The 19,961-nt window shown below is 73.9% G+C and carries 2 protein-coding genes and 2 pseudogenes; all 4 read right to left on the reverse strand.

The window, feature by feature from the left end:
- Window positions 1–18,141, reverse strand: a pseudogene (locus ACFRFC_RS01375) (hypothetical protein); the annotation flags it as partial.
- An 8-nt stretch (window positions 18,142–18,149) separates the two neighbouring features.
- Complete coding sequence (locus ACFRFC_RS01380) at window positions 18,150–18,488, reverse strand: hypothetical protein (RefSeq protein WP_382679907.1); 339 nt, start codon at window positions 18,486–18,488, stop codon at window positions 18,150–18,152.
- Between the two features lie 6 nt (window positions 18,489–18,494).
- The gene (locus tag ACFRFC_RS01385) at window positions 18,495–18,935 is read right to left on the reverse strand and encodes a YbaB/EbfC family nucleoid-associated protein (RefSeq protein ID WP_382680170.1); all 441 of its coding nucleotides are present in this window, start codon (window positions 18,933–18,935) and stop codon (window positions 18,495–18,497) included.
- Between the two features lie 83 nt (window positions 18,936–19,018).
- Window positions 19,019–19,961 (reverse strand): annotated as a pseudogene (locus ACFRFC_RS01390) (hypothetical protein); the annotation flags it as partial.

Consider the following 19,961-nt stretch of genomic DNA (forward strand, 5'->3'; position numbering starts at 1 on the left):
CCACGTGGGTTGTGGGGGTGGCTGGGGGGTGGGTAGCGGGCGGGACGTGGGTTGTGAGCGCCACGTGGGTTGTGGGGGTGGCTGGGGGGTGGGTAGCGGGCGGGACGTGGGTTGTGAGCGCCACGTGGGTTGTGGGGGTGGCTGGGGGATGGGTTGTGGGCGCCACGTGGGTGCTGGTGGCTGACTGGTGGCTCGTGGGCGGCGTGTGGGTGGGGGTGCCTGACTGCTGGATCGTGGGCGGGACGCGGGTGGTGGTGCCTGGGGGGTCGGCAGTGGGCGGCGGGGCTGGGAGGGGCCCGGGGCCGCGGCGGGGGTCTGGGGCCGGTAGCGGGGCGCTGCGCTCGGAGTGGGTGCGTAAGGGGTGGTGGTGTACGGGCTGAACGGGGTGGAATCGGTTGCGGTGGGGCGGAACTGGAAGCGTCGGCCGGGGGCGCTGTTGGTCATCGACGCGGGCGCGAGGTGGGGGGGCTGCCAGGCAGTACCCGGGCCGGGCTGCCAGATGACCCGCTGCGCGCTGGGGTCCCACCAGCCGGTGCGCTGCTCGACGCGGTCCCAGACGCTGTTCACCGCCGCCGGGGCGAGACCGGTCGGGAAGACGACCTCCTGCTCACCGGGGATCGGGGATGGCCTGCCTCGTCGGGCATAGGTCGCGTTGACGTCGACGCCGAGTGGCGCCAGGTTGCTGTGGGGGATGAGCAGATAGCGGTAGCGCCGGCCGCGGAAGACCGAGTAGGGCAGGCGGGTGGTGCTCACGAACCGGTCGCGGGCGGTTCCTCTGACCCAGGCGTCGAGGGTGACGGCGGGGCGCTCGCCGGGCACGGGGAAGCCGGAAACGAACACGTCCTCGGGGGGCCGCTCGGACCAGTGGTAGAGGTGCTCCCCGGGCCGGTTGTACACCAGGGAGCCGGGGGACTCCGCCAGCCCCGGGGGCACGGGGTGGAAGTAGGGCGAGGTCGCGCTGTTGCGTGTGTTCGGTGCCGGTGCCGGGGTCAGCTCCGGCGGTGGCGCCTCCTCGCCCCGTAGCGCCGGGGGCACCGCGTCCAGCCCCTGCGCCGTCACCGGCACCATGGCGAACAGCCCGCCGCGCACGCTCGTCTCCAGCGTGCGGTGCGGTCCCGTGAAGGTCAGGGTCGTGTCGAAGACGTAGTGGCGGAAGGTACGCGAGCGTTTGCCGGTGCGTGGGTTCTCGTCGGCCGTGGTGTCGCGGAAGGCGAGGCTCTGGGACTGTGCGCCGCCGAGGGAGAGCAGCGCCTCGCCATAGTTGACGGCACCGGCCGGGCCGTCCCAGGCCGCTCGGGGGCCGAGGCCGGCGGACCAGCCGGAGGCCGCCGAGTCCGAGGCGCTGAGCGCGGTTTCGGTGAACCCGTAACGCGCCGCCTCGAAGGGCACCCCCTCGGCGGGCCCCACGACGGTGGCCCGGTCCAGCCGTACGCCGACGGTGACCTCGCTGCCGCCGGCCGGCACGGTGTAGCCATGCTCCAGCAGCGCGATGATGTTGGCCCGGAGCATGCCGTCGGTGGTGAAGTGGGCGTACCGGCGGCCCGCGACGGTGGTGAAGTCCAGGTCGGCGACCTCCCAGACCCCCTCGGCGGTCAGATCGGGCGTACGGCGCGAGGGCGACGCGGCGAGGGCGGCCCATTGCCGTACCGCCGCGGCCAGCGGGGCCAGGTGCGGATGCAGGGCGCGGGTCAGTGCCTCGGGCAGCGGCTCCCGGGCGGGGGCTGCGGTGAGCCAGCGCGGACCCTCGCTGTCAGCGGAGGCAGCGGGGATGGCGCCGTCAGCGGGGGTGGCGGCGGGGGACGGGGCCACCGGTTCCCGGGCCATCGTGAGATGCGTCGGCACGATCAACCGGGCCTCGCCCCGCACCTCGTGGGACTCCTGCCAGGTCCACGCGCGGTACCGGCGCAGGGCCGACGCCACCGTGTCCCGCGCGTCGAAGAGATGATGGGCCGCGCCCAGCACCGTGCTTCGCGCCGCGCGGACCACGAGGTCCATGGCCGGTGGCGGCTCCACCGTGCGCCCGATCCGTACGGTGAACCGCAGCCCGTGGTCGAACTCCTCCACCGTGTCCTTGGCGTCGACCTCGTACACCTCCGAGTCGAACCGGTTCTCGCCCCGGTTGTGGCCGGCGGAGCGGAGATAGTCGGCGACGAGTGTGTACCCCTCATGGCCGGCGTCGAAGGGGCCCCGCACGCGGGCCTGGAGGCCGGCCGAGACGTTGCCCAGGCGGCTGCTCTGGACGCCGGCCGTCGTGGACGCGGCCACGCCCGAGGTGATTTTGACATCGGTCCGGGTCCGGTGGCCGTGGGCGGGCTCCAGCTCCGCCGTGACCCGTACCCATACGTAGGAGACACTGCCGCCGAAGCCGGTGACCGGCAGCCACTGTTCGAGGCCGGTGCCGGTGACGGCCTGCAACCGGGTCTCCAGCGCCTTCCCGGAGAAGGTGGCGCGCAGGGCGCGGACCAGCAGCCGGGGCGCCGCGGCGGTGGTCTCACCCTCGGGGGGCAGGACGCCCCGCTCGCGCAGGGTGGAGACGATGGCCGCCAGGACGGCATCGCCGCGCAGCCGCTCGACATGAGCGAGGCCGGACGCCAGGGCGGGGAGCAGATGGTCGCGGGCGGGTGCCGGCGCCTGGGTGGTGGCCGCGGCCGAAACCGCCCGCGGCCGCAACTCCTCCAAGGTGCGTGACGGCACGATGAGGTCCACACCCCGCTCGACGCGCAGATACGTCGACCGCTCCTGGGACCGGCGGCCCTTCCAGCGAGTCAGCGTCAGCTCGAACACCGGTGTGGCACGCACCAGATGCTGCTTCTCCTTGTACGTCCCCTTGGTCCGGGTCCGCTCCGAGGGGTTCAGCGTCTGCCCCGAGCCGCGCGACAGCGCCCCCTTCGCACCGATCCCGGCGAACGCCTCGGCGTCCCGGGGGCCCACGGCGGTAGGCTCGGCCGCCGCTGTCCCCGCGGTGGATCCCGGCTCGGTCCCGGTCGGCCCCACCGTGCTGAAGACACCGGCGGAGACGCTCGCCCCTGCCCCGGTGCTCACCGTGCGGCGGGAAGCCTGGCCGGCGTCGGCGTCATAGGTGTGGATGACGTCCACGCCCGCCGTGGCGCCGAGGTCGTCCGGGTCGTAGGCCCGCACGCGCAGCCTGAGTGAGTGCTGGTGGCCCTGGTGCGGGGGCAGGTCCAGCTCCAGGCCGTCGGGGGTGACCAACTGGTCCAGGTGGGCGGACAGATCCTCGGCGGATCCCAGCCGGGCGATGACCGGGGTCCGGGCGGCCGGGGTCGACGCCCACGAGCCGGGCAGTCTGTTCAGGGAGGCGTACAGTTCCGCCGCCGCGCGGCCCAGTTCGGGTACGGCGACGAAGGCAGCGGCGATGCCCGCCGTGCCGCCGTGGGTGAGGTCGAGCGGTGGTACCTCGTCCTGACCGGCGGAATCAGCCCCGGGGCGGGCCGGCCAGTCCGTCAGCTGCTGGATCGTGCCGATGCCGTCCCGCTCCTCGACGGTGACGGGCAGGGCCGGGACGAACGACTTCGGCACCCCGATCTGCGCCACGGTCTCCCCGGGCCGGTCGATCCACCAGGTCTCACCGGTCTCCGGCCCCGGAGCGCGCCCGAGCACGCGTTGCGCGGTGGTCCGCAGCGGGATCGCGGACAGCTCGTACACCACGTCGTAGACCTGCTGGTGGACGGCGCCCCTGGTCTTGAGGCGGCGGCTGCTGCGACTGCCGCCGGTGAACGCCTCCTGCCGGGCGCGCTCGTGGTCGGCGAAGAGCGAGAACTCCCCGATCCGCAGCACGGCCACGTTCTCGATGCCGACCTGGGCCGCGAAACCGAGGCTCGGCCGGACGCTCCACCCGTCGCCCCTGGTGCCCGAGGTGCCCGTACCGCTGCCGATCACCCGGTCCACGTCCATGGAGAGCGTGAGATCGCCGGGCAGTCGCTCGCGCAGATGACCCCGCACCGACAGCTCGAAGGCCCGCCCGGCCACCGTCACCGTGTGGGCGATGCCGCCCTCCGCCGTCAACTGGGCCATGTTCTGCTCAAGCTGAGGGCGCCCGAAGTGCGACGCCAGGATTCGGTCAAGCCCGCTGCGGTCGGCCCGCCGCCCCAGCTGCGGCTCCAGCGCCGCGCGGAGCTGGGCCTGTACCAGCTCGGCACCCGGCAGGGACAACGGCATCGCGAAACCCAGACCCCTGCGCGCCGCCAGCACGAGCGGCTCCTGCGGATGGGGCGCGGGCAGCGGTGCGTCCAGCCGTGCCGGACGCGTGAAGTCCCGCACCGGAGCGGTCCCGGAGGCGGCCAGCAGCGCCCGGACATGGGGGAGGGCGGCCACGGGCCCGACCGGCGCACCTGTCGTGTCCACGGTGTCTGCCAGGTCGGTTGCATCCGGTGGTTGTGGTGGGCGGAAGCGCGGGGTGTGTACGGAGCCCAGGACGCGCTGCTCGAAGTCGGCGGCCTGCGGCCGTCCGTGCCACGGCACGCCGAGTTCGGCCCGGACGGTCCGGGTCACCGTGCCGATGCCCGGGTGGGTGGGTGAGTCCACCTCCACCGAGAGGCTGAGCCCCGCCGCGTACCGGACCTGGGGCTGATGGGTATGGCCCAGGGCGACGTGGCTGGCCGCGGTGGTCAGTTCGTGACCGACGCCCCGGCCGGCCCGCAGATTCAGCGCGACATGCGGGCCCCGCCCGGCGGCCGGGCCGGCGCCGGACGTCAGCCCGGTCATCAGCAGCCCCAGTCCGACCGTCGCCGACGCCGCCCCGGACCGGCCCGACGACCAGGCCGTCGACCCCGCTTGCAGGGTCTGCACCCGCATGCCGTCCGAGACCCCCAGATACTCCAGGCTCTCGATCTGGGCCCGCACGGTGAACGAGCCCCGGAACCTGCGGCGTTGCCCCGGTGTCGCCGCCTCCATCGGGCCGGTCGCGTCGCCGCTGGTCAGCAGCCAGCGGCCGCGCAACCGGGCGTCCCGCTCGTTCAGCCGCTCCTCCAGCCGGCCCATCACATCGGCGACGGTCCCGGCGGGCAGCCCGGCCTCCAGCAGCCGCTGCTGGAGCGCGGCGACCAGGGGGGTGGTGTCGACCGCGTTGAGCACTTCGGCGGAGCGGGTGGAGAGCTGGTACCGGGCGTCCTCGGCATCCTGCGCGGACGCCGCCGTCACGGCGGTTTCCGGAGTGGGCGTTTGCGGAGTGGGCACCTCCGGGGCGGTCACCTCCGGGGCGGGCGACGGGGTGAGGGTGACCGACAGCGGGTCGACCGGGAAGGCCACATCCAGCTCACGCGGTACGACGACCTCCTGGCCGTCACCTTCCTGTTCCACCCCGTCCACGAACATCCGGAACCGCAGACCGGCAGTGAACGGCGAGAAGGTGTTCGGTTCCGGGGCCCGTACGCTCCGCACCGCCCGGTCCCACCCGCTCGCCCTCGACTGCGACCAGGTCACCCCGAACCGCGGCACGCCGGGGGAGAGGGTGGCGGCATGGGCGAGGCCGAGGTCCAGTGCGGTGCGGAAACCGGTGCCGAAGGCGGTGGTGGAGGTGGTGGTGCGGGTGGCGTTGGTGCCCTGGAGCGCCGACCTGAACTCCCGGTCGCCCTCCTGCCGCGCGGTGGGCTTGCCGGGTGCGGGCCGGACATCGGTGAGGGTAGGACGTATCCAGACGAGCTGGTCGTCGACCGTGATCGAGCGGCCCTTGAACAGCAGGTCCTGCCACTGCACGGGATCGGCCGAGCGCAGGGCCGCCGTCAGTTCGGCCTCGACCGCGCGCCGCAGGTCCCGGTCACCCAGATGGGAGGCGACGGTGTACGCCCACATCCCGGCCCGGTCCTGACCCCACTCCGTCACACCGGTGACCTCGACCGTGCCGAGAGCGCCGTGGTCGACGAACCAGGGGTAGTGGGCGGGGGACTGGGGAGTCGGCGCCGGGGCTGGAAGTGGGGTGGGGGGTATGGGGCGTGTGGGTACGGGGGGACGTTCGGATGTGGGGAGGGGTGGCAGGGGGCGTTCGGGTGCTGGGAGGGGTGGCAGGGGGCGTTCGGGTGCTGGGAGGGGTGGCAGAGGGCGTTCAGGTGCCGGGAGGGGTGGCAGGGGACGTTCGGGTGCCGGAGTGCGGGTCTGCGCCGGGGCAGGGGTGGGTGTCCCCGTCGGCTGGGTGATGGCCTCGCCCGGCGGGGACACGGTGGCGCTGAGCAGCAGGGCCGCCCGAGGGGCGAGTCCGGGGCGGCGCAGGACCAGCCGGGCCCGGTCCAGCGGGCTCAGCTCCAGGTCCGTCACCGGCTGAGCGGAGTCCGCGAGCATCCAGAAGGTGCGGGCCTGGGAGGCATACGCCAGGCCCCGCACGTCGGCCTCCTGGACGGTGGCCGATGCCAGCTCGCTGTCCAGGAGGTTCCGGACCTCGGGGGTGAGATGGGATTCGGTGACGGTGTGTTCGGTGACGGGGGCCGTCTGGGGGGTGGGGGCGGTAGGTGTGGTGGGAGTGGTGGGCGGGGGTGCGGCGTCGTCGTGGTCGTCGCCGGGCTCGCCGGGGGGCTGGGCGGCGTCATCCGGCGCCGGCCCGCTCTGGTCGGGGCCGGGCTCGGGCTCGGGGGTGGGCTCGCTCTGGTCGGGCTCGGGGCCGGACGCGGGGCCCGACGCGGGGCCCGACGCGGGGCCCGACGCGAGGTCGGCGGCTGACGGCTGCGGGTCGGTCGGCGACGGCTGCGGCTGCTCTGGTGACTGCGGGGACTGCGGGCGGGCCAGGAGATAGTCGCCGCCGCGGAGGTACAGGGTGACGCGGCGGGGCCCGGCGGCCTCGGCGCCGGAGACGGCGGACGCGTCCGAGGGGGCGGTCGGGGCGATCGGGGCGCCGGCCGTGCCGTCCTCGTGGACCACGGTGACCTCGGCCCGGAACTCCGCCGACGCGATGGCCGCCGCGGCCCGTTCGAGATCCGGGGTCCAGTCACGGCCGGCCGCGAGTTGCGCGCGCACCAGGGCGGCGGCCTCGGGCGGGGTGAGTTCGGCGTCCGGCGGGACCACACCGTCGTGGTCGCGCAGCAGCAGCCGCAGCCGGGGCGTGGCGCGGAACGGGGCGAGTTCGGCCGTGGTGAGCCGTACGGTCCGGCTCGGCGCCGTGCCCGCCGGAGGCGTACGCCGGACCAGGAACATCCGTGAGTCGTCGCGCCCGGCCCGACCCGGGACGGCGAGGGCCAGCGCTTCCCAGAAGCCATTGCCGCCGGCGTCGTAGGACGGTGCGACCAGGTCGTGGGCGCGGCCGTCGGGCGCGGTGACCGTGGCGCCGTCCGCCGACGGCCGCCAGCGGTCGGGCGAGGGCTCGGTCCGCCACGGTACGGCCGGGTGGGCGGGGCGTTCGACGGTCCCGGGCTCGGGCTCGGTCCCGCCCTGCGGGGCAGCGGCCTCACCGGGCTCATCCGTGCCGGCGTCCTCGGTGGTTCCCTCCGGGACTGCCACGCGATAGTGCCGGTCGGCGAGCTGGAGGACGACCCCCGGGGTGTTGTCGCCGGACTGCTCCGCGCCCGGCGTGAACTCGGTGAACGCGCCCTTGTCACCCACCACCGTCACCGGTACCCCGAAGGTGCGCGCCGCCAGCGCCGGCAGGACGTCCATCGCCCCGTGGTCCCAGCCGCTGTCCCCGGCCGCGGCACCGGGGCGCCGGATCTGGGCGTCCGCCAGCGCGGCACGCAGGCCGTCGCCGAGTGTCCGGTACGGGGAGAGCCGGCCGGTGGCGTCGAACTCCCGTCGCTCCGGCGTGCCCTGGCCGGGGTCGATGCCCGCCGCCGCCAGCTCCCCGGCGGAGAAGGTGTCCAGCGGGTCGGGGACGGCGAAGGCGAGCAGGTCGGCGTTGTCCGGTTCCGCGAGCCGGTCGGCGAGCAGGGCGCGCAGGGCCGCCGCGCGCTCGCCGGGGGTGCCGTGGGTGCCGTCGGGCAGGAGAGCGCGTGCGTCGGCGGGCGCGGTGCGGCGCAGGGCCCGGTCGAGAGCGTGGAAGAAGCCGTCGCCGTCCCGGGGCACGTCATGGACGGTGTAGGCGGTGCCGCCGGGGGAGGTCAGGGTGGTGGGTGCGCCGCCCTCACCGGGGGTTTCGGTGAAGACCGGTCGCGCCGGCGCCTTCTCGGGCTCCGCGTACGACACGGCCGGTGGCTTCGGCACCTCGGCGCGCACCTGTGGGCCGTTCTCCCCCGGGGCGCCTTCCGCGCGGGCCGGGCCCATCGGCAGCCGGTGCCAGCGGGTGAGCCGGTCGGTCTCGGAGCGGACCCGGTGGAAATCGGCGGCGGCGGCCCGCGCGGTGTCCAGCTCGGCGGCGAGCTGGTCGGAGAGGCGCTGCACCTCGCCTGCGGCCGCGCGCTCGGCGGACAGGAGCGCGGCGAGGGCGGCGGCTTCGGCCTCCTGGGCGGTGGCTGGGGCGGGTGCGGGTTCTGTTTCCTGCGCGGGTTCCGACTCCTGCGCGAGTCCCGGTTCTGGTGATGCCGCGGGCGCCTGCGAGGGGCTTGTCTCCGGTTCTGGTGATGCTGTGGGCTCTTGTGAGGGGCTTGTCTCCGGTTCCGGTGATGCCGCCGTCGCCTGCGAGGGGCCTGTCCCCGGCTCGGGTGATGCCGCCGTCGCCTGCGAAGGCCCCGTTCCCGGCTGCTGTGACGCCGCCGTCTCCGAGCGCCGTACCTGCGTGACCAGCCGCTGGTGGTCGGCGCGGGCGGTGGTGAGGTCGTGACGGGTCCGCCAGTACGCCTTGTCCGCGTCCACCCAGGCGTTCTGGGCCTTCTTCACCGTGTCCCAGGCGTCGGACACCTCGGTGGGGAAGGTGGAGTCGTCGATCAGGCCCCAGGCACGGGCCGCTTCCTCGTGCACCCAGGCGACCACCTGCGTCCGTGCCTCCGCCGCCCGGGGCCCCGGGTCCACGCGTCCGAAGGGGCCGAGCGCCGAGCGGGCCGCCCGGCCCATCGCGCTGTCACCGATCTCGTGCCGGACCTCGGCGACCCCCAGCCAGTCGGTGGGGATCGCGAACAGCAGTGCCCGGCCCTCCGGCTGCTTGAGGTTGGCGGTGTAGTGGCCGCTTGAGGCGAGCCGGGCGTTGCTGGCGTCCGCGTCGGCGGCGCTGTCACCTCCGGTCGGCATCGCCGAGCCGCTGCCCGCGGCGGTCGCCGACCCGAGCGCGAACGTACTGGCGGTCGAGCGGTTCTGAGTGAACGACACCTCCTGCGCCGAAGGTGCCTCGGCCGTCGCGCTCATCGTCACCGCGGGCGCCACCGCCAGCAGCTGGGCGGCGCCCAGGTCCGGCCGGGCGTACACGCTCAGCGTCCCCTGGGCACCCCCGATCAGCGGCGCCGACGCCGTCAGTCCCGGAACCTGGTACCCCTGCGGGCCGATGGCGTCCTGGAAGAACGCGGACAGCGCGTCGTCGCCGGTCGCGTTGTGCAGCATCAGCGAGGGGGCGCTGCCCGGCCAGGTCAGCTCGGTCCGCCGGGCCCGGGCCAGCGCGTCCGCCGATCCGTCGCCGGACTCCGGCAGCGCCCGGTACGGCACCCCGTACGCCGCGCCCACCGCGAGCTGCGCCGCGTCGAACACCTGCCCGGCCCCGACCACCCTGCGGACCTGGATGTTGTCCGGGGTGAGCGCGGACGGTACGGCGCCGGCCGCGCGCCAGTCCCGTACGGTGTCGGCGGTCGCCTGTCCCTCCCAGGTCCGGGCGGGACGGTCGGGCGCGGTGAGAGCGGGGGCACCGAGGGTGGTGCCCGGGAGGGAAAGCGCGTCCGGGCCCGGCTCCGAAGCCGTAGCCGGATCGACGCTCGGAGCCGGATCGAGGGCCGTACTCGCATCGGGAGCCGCCTCCGGGGTGGCTGGAACGGCCCCCGTCCCCGCCGCGGCCTTCGGCTCCGTCAGGCTCAGCGGCACCCGCTCCCGCAGTGTCCCCACGCCGTCCTCGGCGCTGAACAACCGGCCCCGGCTCCCGGCCCCGCCCGCGCCGTCCTGTTCGCCGCCTCCCAGATCCAGGGTCAGCCGGAGCCGGTAGGGGGTCAGATACTCGCCGTGCGGCTCGTCCAGCGACACGGTCTGGGCGACCGTGCGGTCCCGGGTCGTGGCGGAGGTGATCGAGCGGCCCTCGGTGACCGACTCGCCGAAACCGGGCCGCAGGGACGTGCCGGTGTCCCCCGGCATCCGGATGACCTTCTGGTAGGTCAGACCTGTCGTCCGGGGCCGGGCGACGGTCTGCGAGTTGTTGACGGACTCGACGGCGGTGCGGACCTCGGCGAGGGTCGTGCTGTGGCCGAGCCCGTCGAACACGGACTCCTCGGCGATGAGCCGTACCTCCACCCGCGCGGTGCGCCCGGCCAGCGGCAGCGTCACGGAGGCCACCCACTCCGGCGCTCCGCTCATCCGGCTGACCCGCGCCGCGGTCATCGCGCCCGTCGCCCCCATCTCCTCACGCAGCGCGTGCAGCGCGCGGGGCGAGGCCAGGGCACGGATGTGCTCACGCTGCGCGGCGGAGACCCCCAGGGCCCGCAGCCGTCGGTCGAACTCGTTCACCACCGCCGTCGCGTCGAGGGCGTTGACCGCGAAGGATCCCATGGGTGCCGCACTCGACCAGGCAGGACGCTGCCACGGCTGCTCGGTGTACCGGGGCACCGCCCCATTGCCGTCGTCGGTCAGCCCCAGTCGCAGGGCGGCCCGCTCGGAGAGGACCCCGAGCCAGCCGCCGGGCACCGTGACCCTGGCTCCGCGCCAGCCGTTCGCCGTACGGTCCCGCAGACCGGTCAGCAGCCGGTGCGCGGGGCTGAGCAGCCCCTGGGCCGGGGTCGTGGCCACCAGTTCGTGCCGGGCGTCCGCGCTGAGCAGCAGCTTGGGATTGGCGTCGGCCTCCGTGATCTCGGTGGTGACCGTGCGGGCCACCGCCACGGTGCCGGTCCGGGCCGTCGCCCACCGCCGGAAGATCCCGAAGTTGCCGTTCGCCAAAGGCATCGAGCGCACGCGGTTGCCGTAGGACACCGTGGCGGTCAGGGAGGTGGTCACCGTGGCCGAACGCGTTCCGGAGGCGGGCCGGTCGGCCGACACCACGTACTCGGTCTTCAGCTCCACCGGGCCGGAGATCACCACGGGTCGCCCCAGCCGCACCCGGTGCACGAAGGTGCCCAGCCGGTCCAGATACGACCCGGTGCCGAACAACCCGGTGAGCCGTACGCCGGACGCGCCCATGGCGTGGTCCGCGTTCGCGGTGAGGGAGTGCGGCAGCAGCGCGGTGTCGACGGCGTCATGCGCGGGCGAGCCGATCCGGGAGAAATGCCAGGAGCCGTCCGTCACCCGCTCCGCCGCGCGCTGCACCTCCTGATGCGCGGACAGCGAGAGGGTCAGCGGCTGCTGATCCCCGAACGGGGTGCTTCCCGCGGGGCCTTCGGCCGACTGCGCGTCTCCCGCTGCCGTGCCTTCCGCTGCCGCTTCGTCCGGTGCCGAGTTCGCGTCCGGGACCGGCGTTGGGGTTGGGGTTGGGTCCGGGGTCGGGTCCTCGTGGTCCGCTCCCGGTGCCCCGCCGCTCGCCAGCGCCTCCGCGGTGGGACCGTCCAGCTCCTCGACGATCGGTGCCAGAGGGGTGGGGGACGCCACGGAGGCGGAATTCCCCGCGGTATCGGTACCGGCGACCGACGTGCCGTCCGCCCCGGCACCGTCGGCCGTACCCCCCACCGGTCCCGACCCCGAGAACGCGTCCTGCACCGCCAGCAGCACCCGTCCCCGGACCCCGGGTGACGACGCCCCCGCACCGACCAACGGCACCTCGGGCTCCGGCCGGACGAACCAGTGGGTGCCGAGCACACCCAGTGAGGCGATGCCTCGCAGCAGTCGGCGGGGACGCCAGTAGCCACCGGCCCGCGCGGTCAACTCCAGCTCGTAGCTGTACAGATGGGACGAACCCAGACCCATCACCGTCGGGCTGCGTGTCACCGACGTGCCGTAGCCGGTGCCCCGGGTCCAGGTCCAGCCCCGGCGCGGGCCCGCGATCAGATTCACGTAGTGGCCCAGCGGATCGCCCATGTTGACGACCCCGGGCCGCACCGACATGTTCACCTCGACGCCGGTCTCCACACCACGGGTCGTGCGCTGACTGCCGGACAGCACCGCGGTGGCGCTGTCGGCCTGCTTGAGCGTCTGTGTGTTCTGCGTCCCCTCGTACCGCCGGCCGGTCAGTGCGGCGTCGATCCACAGATAGCGGTGGCTGCGCTTCAGCCCGTTCGACTGTGTCAGCGGGATGCGCAGACCGGTGGTGGTCAGTGCCTCCAGGTTCAGCGCCATCGCGTGATGACTGAGGGTTTCGATCACCGTCAGGGTGTTCTGTACGGCGAGCCGGTACTGGTCGTCGTCGCGCCGGCGGCCGTCCCCCGGCCCGTACAGCTCCGCCAAAGGCGCGACCAGGCCCGGATAGCGCTCTTGGGCGGCCCGCAGCACCTGTTCGGTGAACGCCTCCAACAGGGTCTGCCCGGACGGCGTTGTGCCGGACGGCGTTGTGCCGGATGGCGTCGTGCTGGGCGGCGTCGTGCCGGGCGGGGCGGAGGGTGCCGAGGTGTCCGGGGCCGGTGCCGTTTGGACCCGCTGCCCGTCCGCCCAGGAGAACGTCTCCGTCCGGGTGCCGGTGAGTGTGGCGGGGTGGTCCGGTGTGAGATGGCGGGGGGCGACCGGCTCGTTGCCCGCGTCGCGGCGCAGTCCGGTGCCGTCGTCCCAGCCCGCGAGCCGACGGGCCTCGGCCCGGGTCATCCGGTCGAGACTGCGGACGGTGAACTCGGTCGGCTCGGCCTGGCCCGCCCACCGGACCACCACCTTCTTCTCCACCTCGTACAGTTCGGTCGGCGTGGTCTTCGAGCCCGCGATGACCCTGCGCAGGGCGGAGCCGCCGGAGCCGAGAGTCTGCGCGGTGGCGCGGCTGAACCGGCTCAGGAAACCGAACTGCGCGAGCAGCCCGCTGCCGCCCAGACCGCCCGGGAACTGGAGGATCGGCCCCACCGCCACGGTGATCTCCTGGCCGCCGACCCGGGTCAGGGCCCGCTCGTTCTTGAGCGCCTGCTGGACGGTGTGCTTCAGCTCCGCGGCGGTGCTCTCGGACAGCAGCCTGCCCCGGACCGGCACCACCCGCTCCACCACGAACGCCCCGACCACCCGGTGCTGGGAGCTGCTGAGCAGCGGCGGCCCGGCCACCGGCCCCTGGGCGAGGCGGTCGGCGATCTGCTGGAAGTTCTCGGTGGTGAAGAATCTGCTGATCTGCTGGTGGGCCGTGGAACCGGGCGTCGCCTTCGCGGTGCGCAACGCGTGCCGGCGCAAGGGTTCCAGCGAGACATAGCCCTCGGTGCGGACGAACCGGTAGTCGGACTCGGGGCCCAGCTCCAGTTCACGGGGTGCGAGGGTGGCGCCCGGTTCGGTGCCGGTGACACCGTCGGGCAGCCAGAGCGCGAGCCCGCCCCGCACCCCGAAGGAGAACCGATGCGGCACCGGCTCCCGAGCCTGGGTCCAGGACCGGGGAGTTCGCGGCGACCCCGACGCGCGGGAGTCGTCGTAGGTCCGCAGGGTGACCTCGTAGTGCACATCGGTCAGATGCAGATGGGAATTGCTGCCAACGGTCTCCAGCTGATTGGCGTTCTGCGTCTGGAGGTTGTAGTCGTACGTCGTCGAGGAGCTGAGGGCGATCGCCACCCGGCCGAAGGGGTCGACGGGGCCGGACGGCCAGGTGCCCACCGCGGTGGCCAGCGACTGGGTACTGGTCAGACTCCGCCCGGGGCCGGAAATGATCTGACTGCGCTGGACACCGGTCAGCGGGGCGGGCGAACGGAAGTCGGTGAACCGTTCCCACGCGGAGTGGTACGGCCGGGTCGCCACGTGCAGCACCCGCAGCCGGCCCCGGGAGTCCTCGAACGCCGGTGATTCCCAGCCGTCCCCGTAGAGCTGACGAGCCCGGGTCACCAGCGCGTGTTCCAGCGCCGCTATGGGGCCGCTCCGGCGGGTGGCCTTGGCACTGTTCGCCAGCCCGGCCGCGTCCGCGATCCGCGCCACCACCTGCTGGACGCCGCGCAGCCGGACCAGGCCGTCCCCGTAGGTCGTCCCCTCCGCCCGGGTCAGATACTCGGGCAGCCGGGCCCCGTCGGAGAACACCACCGGCCCGGTCACCGGCACCGGAGGACGCATGGTCGCGTCGATCCGGACGGGCCTGTGCGTGTCCAGGTCGGCGAAGAGTGATCCGACGGGGCGGGGGGCGGGGGTCTCTTTCGCGACGCTCTCCGGGTCGCCCTGCGGGGCGTCGTTCGCGTCGCCGTTCGGGTCGCCGTCAGGGTCGCCGTTCGGGTCGTTGCCCGGGTCGGGCTCCTGCGCCGGGGATGGCCGTTCGGGATCGGACGCCGGACCGGACGTGGGATGGGACTCGGGACCGGACGCGGGACCGGACGCGGGATCGGGGTCCGGTGAAGTGGGGGTCGTCGGCCTTGGCGTGGCCGGTGGCGTCGTCGGTGTGATCGTGGGTGTCGGCGTGGGTGTCCTTGCCGGGCCGAGGGCGCCGATCCGGGCGTCCAGCGGCGCGTCCACCAGCGCGCGGGCGGCGGACGCCGACTCGACGGTGAGGGACCCCGCACCCAGACCGTCCAGGGCGGGGGCACCCGGGGTGAGCGCGGCCGAGGTGAGGGCATCGGCGACGACGGCGTTCTCGCTGACCACGATCGCGCGGGCGTGCAGCAGGTCGTACCCGGCGAGCAGTTCCTCACCCGTCACCTCGGTGACGACGGGTGGTAGCCCGGTGTCCGCCTCCGGCCCGTCGGGGAGCTGCCCCTGGAACTCCAGCCGCCAGACCTGTCCGCCGGGTACGGCGACGAGCACATGGGCGTGTCCCTGCCGGGCCCGGTCGTCGGCGACCCGGTCGGCACCGGCCGAACGCCGGGCCACGATCACCGCGAAGGCCGGGGCCCCCTGCTCCTCGGCGACCGCGATGAGCGAGGATCGCAGGTCGTCGGCGGAGGTGACCGCCGTCCAGCCCGGCCCGCGCACCAAGTCCTGTTCGGTGTCCCGCGTGCCCACCGCGAGATCGTCGACCACTCCGGCCGGGCGGATGCCGTGCCCGGGGAGTCCGGCCGGATCGCGGGAGCCGGACGGGCCGGTGGGACCGGGGGCGACCTGGCGCAGGAACTGCGCCACCAGCACGAGACAGTCGACCTGGCTTCCGACCTCGTCCACGACCTCGCCCACCAGCGCGGTCAGCCCGGCCTCGGTGACCGCCACCTGGTCCGCCCTGTCCGGCGGTCCGGCCAGCGCGGCGGCGGTCAGGGACGCCGACGGGGCCGGGGCGGGCTGGTGGACGGTGGCTTCGGCGAGGGGCCCCGCACCGAACTGCGCGGCGGCTTCAGGGAACAGATCCGGTTGACGCAACACCAGCCGCGCCAGGTCCAGCGAGCTGAGCCCCAGGTCAGCGACCGGCTGCGGGGTGTCGGGCGAGAGCGCCCAGACGGCTCCGGCCTCGGGTGCGTAGGCCAACCCGGCGACCATCTCCGGCCCGACCTGTGTGGCCAGCAGCGCCGGGGAGTCGAGTACGTCGCCGATGCCTTCGGCGGTGAGGTGCTGCTCGGTGACGGTGTGTTCGGTGACGGTGGGTTCGGTGGGGGGAGCTTGTGGGGCGCCGGGGTTGGTGGGGGTGGGGGTGGGGGTGGGGGTGGCTGAGGTGTTCTCGGTATCCGCAGTGCTCGCCGAGTCTGTGGTGTTCGCAGTGCTGGTGGTGGTGCTTGGGGTGGAGGTGGTGCTTGGGGTGCCGGTGCCGGTGTCGGTGACGCCGGGCGATGTGGCGCTGGGCGGAGTGCCGTTGGCCGGTACGGGGCTGACGGCCGGTGTGGCGGGGGCGCTCGGGGTCGTCGGGGACGTCGGCTGCTGGGCCGGTGCCGGTGCCGGTGCCGGGGTCACGGTCGGGGTCACGGTCGGCGTCGGGGTGTCGTTGGCCGGCGGAGCCGTGGTGATGGGTGGTGCCGGGGCGAGTGGCGAGACCTGGCTCGTGACCGTCGTACCGCCGGGATTCGACAGGTCGTCCGGGCCGGACGGGATGACCGTGCCGGCCGACACCGGGTCGGTCGGGCTCGCGGCGGTCGAAGGCGGCGTAGTCGCCGAGGGCGTCGGGCTGGTGGGGGAGGCCGGAGTGGTGACCGTGGGCGGTACCGACGCGGGGCCGGAGGACGAGATCGGGGCCGTGACGGAAGGCGGTGCCGTCGGGGCGACGGAGGCGCTGGGTGCGGCGGGCAGGCCGGTGCCCGTGACGGCGGGTGCCGGCGCCGGCGCGGGCGGGGACGTCGGCAGCCCTGGGGATTCCTGCGCGTACGGCGGAGGGGTGAGCGCGTCCGTGTCGCCGCCGGTGACGAGTTCGGCCGTCCCGGCAGCCGACGGCGCAGGTGCGGGAACCGGCGACGCCGAGTTCTGTTCGGGAGTTGTCGGAGCCTGCGCCACCGGCGCCGGGGTCGACCCCATGGGCGCCGGGATCTGCGTGGCGGGCGCCGAGGTGCCTACCGTGGGCGCGGGAGCTTGAGTGACCGGCACCGGAGGCTGGACCACCGGCGCCGGGCCCTGAGCGGTCACCCCTGCCGTTTCCGCCGCAGGCGCGGGAGGCTGGACGACCGGCCCTGGAGTCTGCACGGTCGGTCCCGACGCCCCCACCACAGAGGCCGGAGCCTGAGCCGTCGTCGTTCCCGGTGTCTCCACCACCGGCACCGCACTCTGCGCTGTCGGCCCCGTCGTCTGCACGGTCGGCCCGGACACCTGCGCCGGAGCCACGGTCGGCCCCGACACCTGCCCCGGAGTCACGGTTGTCGGGGATACCTGTCCCGGAGCCGTGATCGTCCCAGACGCTCCCCCCGGAGCCGCGGTCGTCCCGGACACCTCCCCCGGAACCACCGACGGCCCCGACACCTGCACCGGCGCGACCGACGTCACCGGACCCACCGGCGCGACCGGCGTCACCGCCGTCACCGGACCCACCGACGTCGTCGACACAACCGGGGTCACCGGACCCACTACTGTCCCCGGCGCGACCGGCACAACCCCCGCCCCCGCACCCGCCCCCACCCCGGCCCCCACCACAGGCACCGAATTCGCCGGACCCAAGTCCGTCGAGGGCTTCGGGACGAAGAGGGCGTTGATCGCCGACAGGCTTGGGAACGTGGTGTTGAGGCTGGTGCCGAGGGAGCCCAGGGCGCCCGCGGCCAGGGACATGGTGACCCCGCTGACGCCGGCGCCGAGGAACGTGTCGAGCGGGTTGACGCTGTAGCCGAGCAGCGCGCCGATGCCCATCTCGGCGAGCGTCTCCGCGCCGCCCTCGACGACGAACCCGTCGGCGAGCCCGTACCCCCCCTGCACGGCGGACGACAGGGCGGACCCACTGGCGGGCGGGTCGGGGAACTTGGCGCCGACGTCCGTGACGAGATCCTTGACGTTGCTGCCGGAGGGGCCGGGAAGGCCGTCCAGGCCGAGCGACTTTCCGAGGCTCTTGGTCAGCGGGGACAGCACCTCGGTGAAGAGACTGGTGACCGCGCCGAACAGGGCCTCCTCGGCGAGACTGCCGAAGTCGATGCCCTGGGGCTTGCGGCCGTTGGGCTCGAAGACCAGCATCGCCAGCCGGGAGGCGAACGCCGCGAACGCCTCCTGGAACGCCTCGCTGAGCGTGGGCATCAGCTTGGTGCGGCGCAGCAGCGCCTCCATGATGGCCAGCAGGGCGATCCGGGTCCGCAGCTTGGCCAGTGCCACATCGCCCGCCGAGACGCCGGCCGAGAAGATCGAGGTGATCAGAATGATCATCAACTCGATGAGCAGACTGACCAGTTCGGCGATCAGCTGATACTTCGACTCGGCGATGTCGATGGAGGTCTGCACCCGGCCCTGGGAGATGCCGTCCAGATTGTCCGCGAACTCCTTGAGCGGGTTGGAGGCGCCGCCCTGGACGAAGAGCTGCATGGCGGCCAGATAGCTGTCGCCCACCGACCCGGGCAGCGAACGGGCATTGCTGACCATGGTCTCTTCGATCAGGTCGGACAGCGTGCGCAGATCCGCGCCGAGGGTGCCGTACGGGATACTGCTGAAGTACGCCTTGTCCTCGTTGGCGCGCAGAAACCGCTCCCCGATGAGCAGCCAGGTCAGATTGTCGGCCCAGGCCGGCGGAACGATAGCCATGGACGGGCCTACACGTGCGGATTCTTGGCCGACTCCGCCGAGATGCCCTCGATGGCGCCTCCCTGGGTGGAGGTGATGTTGACCAGATTGCCGTACGTGCCGTCGGCCACGCCCCGCAGACCCTGGGCGATGGCCACGATCGTCTCGATGCTGCCGATCCGCTCCTGCTCCGCCTGCGGGGTGACCTGCTCCGCGAAGCTGTCCCCCTCGCCCGGCCAGTCCCGCAGGCCGTTCACCTCGCTCTGGAACGCCGCGGCGATCCGCGCGGCCTCGGCGGTGATGCTGTCGATGAGCTTCGCACCGGCCCGGATCCGGGCCGGGTCGGCGGAATAGGTTCCGTCGGACATGGCCTCCTACGCTCCGTTTCTGTCGTCGTCCTCGCCGATCTCGTCCCGCAGCCGGCGCCGCGGCCGGTCGTCCTCGTCCGGTTCCGCCAGCACCTCGGGGCCGAAGATCTTGGCCCAGTCCACATCCACACCGGTCAGTTCCGGGACCGTCCCGCTGGGCCGGGTGAGCGGCTCCAGCGTCTCCATCACATGCCGGGACATGGCGGTACGGGCCCGCCCGGCCGCCTCCAGCACACTGTCGGCGAGTTCATCGGCCGACATGGTGCGGAAGGAGTCGTCCAGGAACCGCAGATCCGTCAGTTCGCCCTGCGGGCCGACGGTCACCTCGACCACCTGGTCCCGGGAGCGCACCGAGCACTCGGCGGCCCGCAACTCCTCCTCGGCCTCCCGGACCGCGGCCTCGGTGGCCTTCAGCTCCGCCATCGCCTGCTCCAGGCGGCGTTCCATCGACTCGAACACGAGTCGGCCCCCTCCTCTTTCCTGTCCCGCTGCTCGCGGACGCCGGTTCTGCCATGTACGGGGGGCGTGGGTCAGCCGAGCACCGCGGGCGCGCCGCCCTCCTCGGTGCCCCACACGTCCTCGTCCTCCGTCAGCGCGTCCTCCTGGCGCAGTCCGGCGCTCTCGGTACGACGGCCCGCGGCGCCCCGGGCAGCTCCGGTGCCGTCGGACGTCGTCGATGTACGGCCCCGGGTCAGGGCGAGATCCTCGTCGTCCAGCGCGGCGGGCCGTCCCGCGCGCCGGGTGCGTGGCCGGGAAGGGCCGGACCCCGGGCGGGAGAACACATTGCGGACGCGTTCACCGCTGTCCCCCTGACCGCCACCGGCCCCGCCCATGCCGCCCATGCCGCCGCCCATCAGTCCCGGGTTCAGCGGCATCATCGGTGTCCCGGTGCCGGTACCCGTGCCGGTATCCGTGCCGGAGATGCCGAGCGGGTCCGTCGCGCCGGCGCCCAGTGCGCCCCCGGTGCTGATCGGATCGGTCTGGTCGTAGTAGGTGTCGGCGTCGTAGGGGAGCGTGGCGGGGGTCCCACCGGTGCTGCCCGTGAGGCCCGTGCCGCCGGTGAGTCCGCTGTCGGAGGGGAGCAGCCCTGTGCCGCCGGTGGAACCCAGGTCGCCGAGGGAGGAGTTCAGGTCGATCGGCAGACCGCTCGCGGGTTCCGTCACATCGACCGGATCGCTGTATCCGGGGGAATCGGACGGAAGGACGATCGGTGAGGAGTCCGGCAGGGCGATCGACGGGTTGAGCGGTGAGGTGACCGAGGGGGTGAGTGGCGAGGTGACCGAGGGGGTGAGAGGTGAGGTGATTGACGGGTTCAGTGGTGAGGTGACCGACGGGGTCACAGGTGAGGTGATGGGGGAGTCGGTCGGCGAGACGGCCGGGTCGGTGCCGAGGCCGGTGCTCAGTCCGTTGTTGAGGTCGGTGACGGTCACCGTGCCGTCGGGGTCCGTCACCGTGGACAGTCCGGTGTCGGGG

Source organism: Streptomyces sp. NPDC056734 (assembly GCF_042790455.1).
Classification (GTDB): Bacteria; Actinomycetota; Actinomycetes; order Streptomycetales; family Streptomycetaceae; genus Streptomyces.

Coding starts and splice junctions, on each gene's coding strand:
- ACFRFC_RS01385 (WP_382680170.1), bottom strand. CDS start 18,935: ATGGAACGCCGCCTGGAGCAGGCGATGGCGGAGCTGAAGGCCACCGAG.
- ACFRFC_RS01380 (WP_382679907.1), bottom strand. CDS start 18,488: ATGTCCGACGGAACCTATTCCGCCGACCCGGCCCGGATCCGGGCCGGT.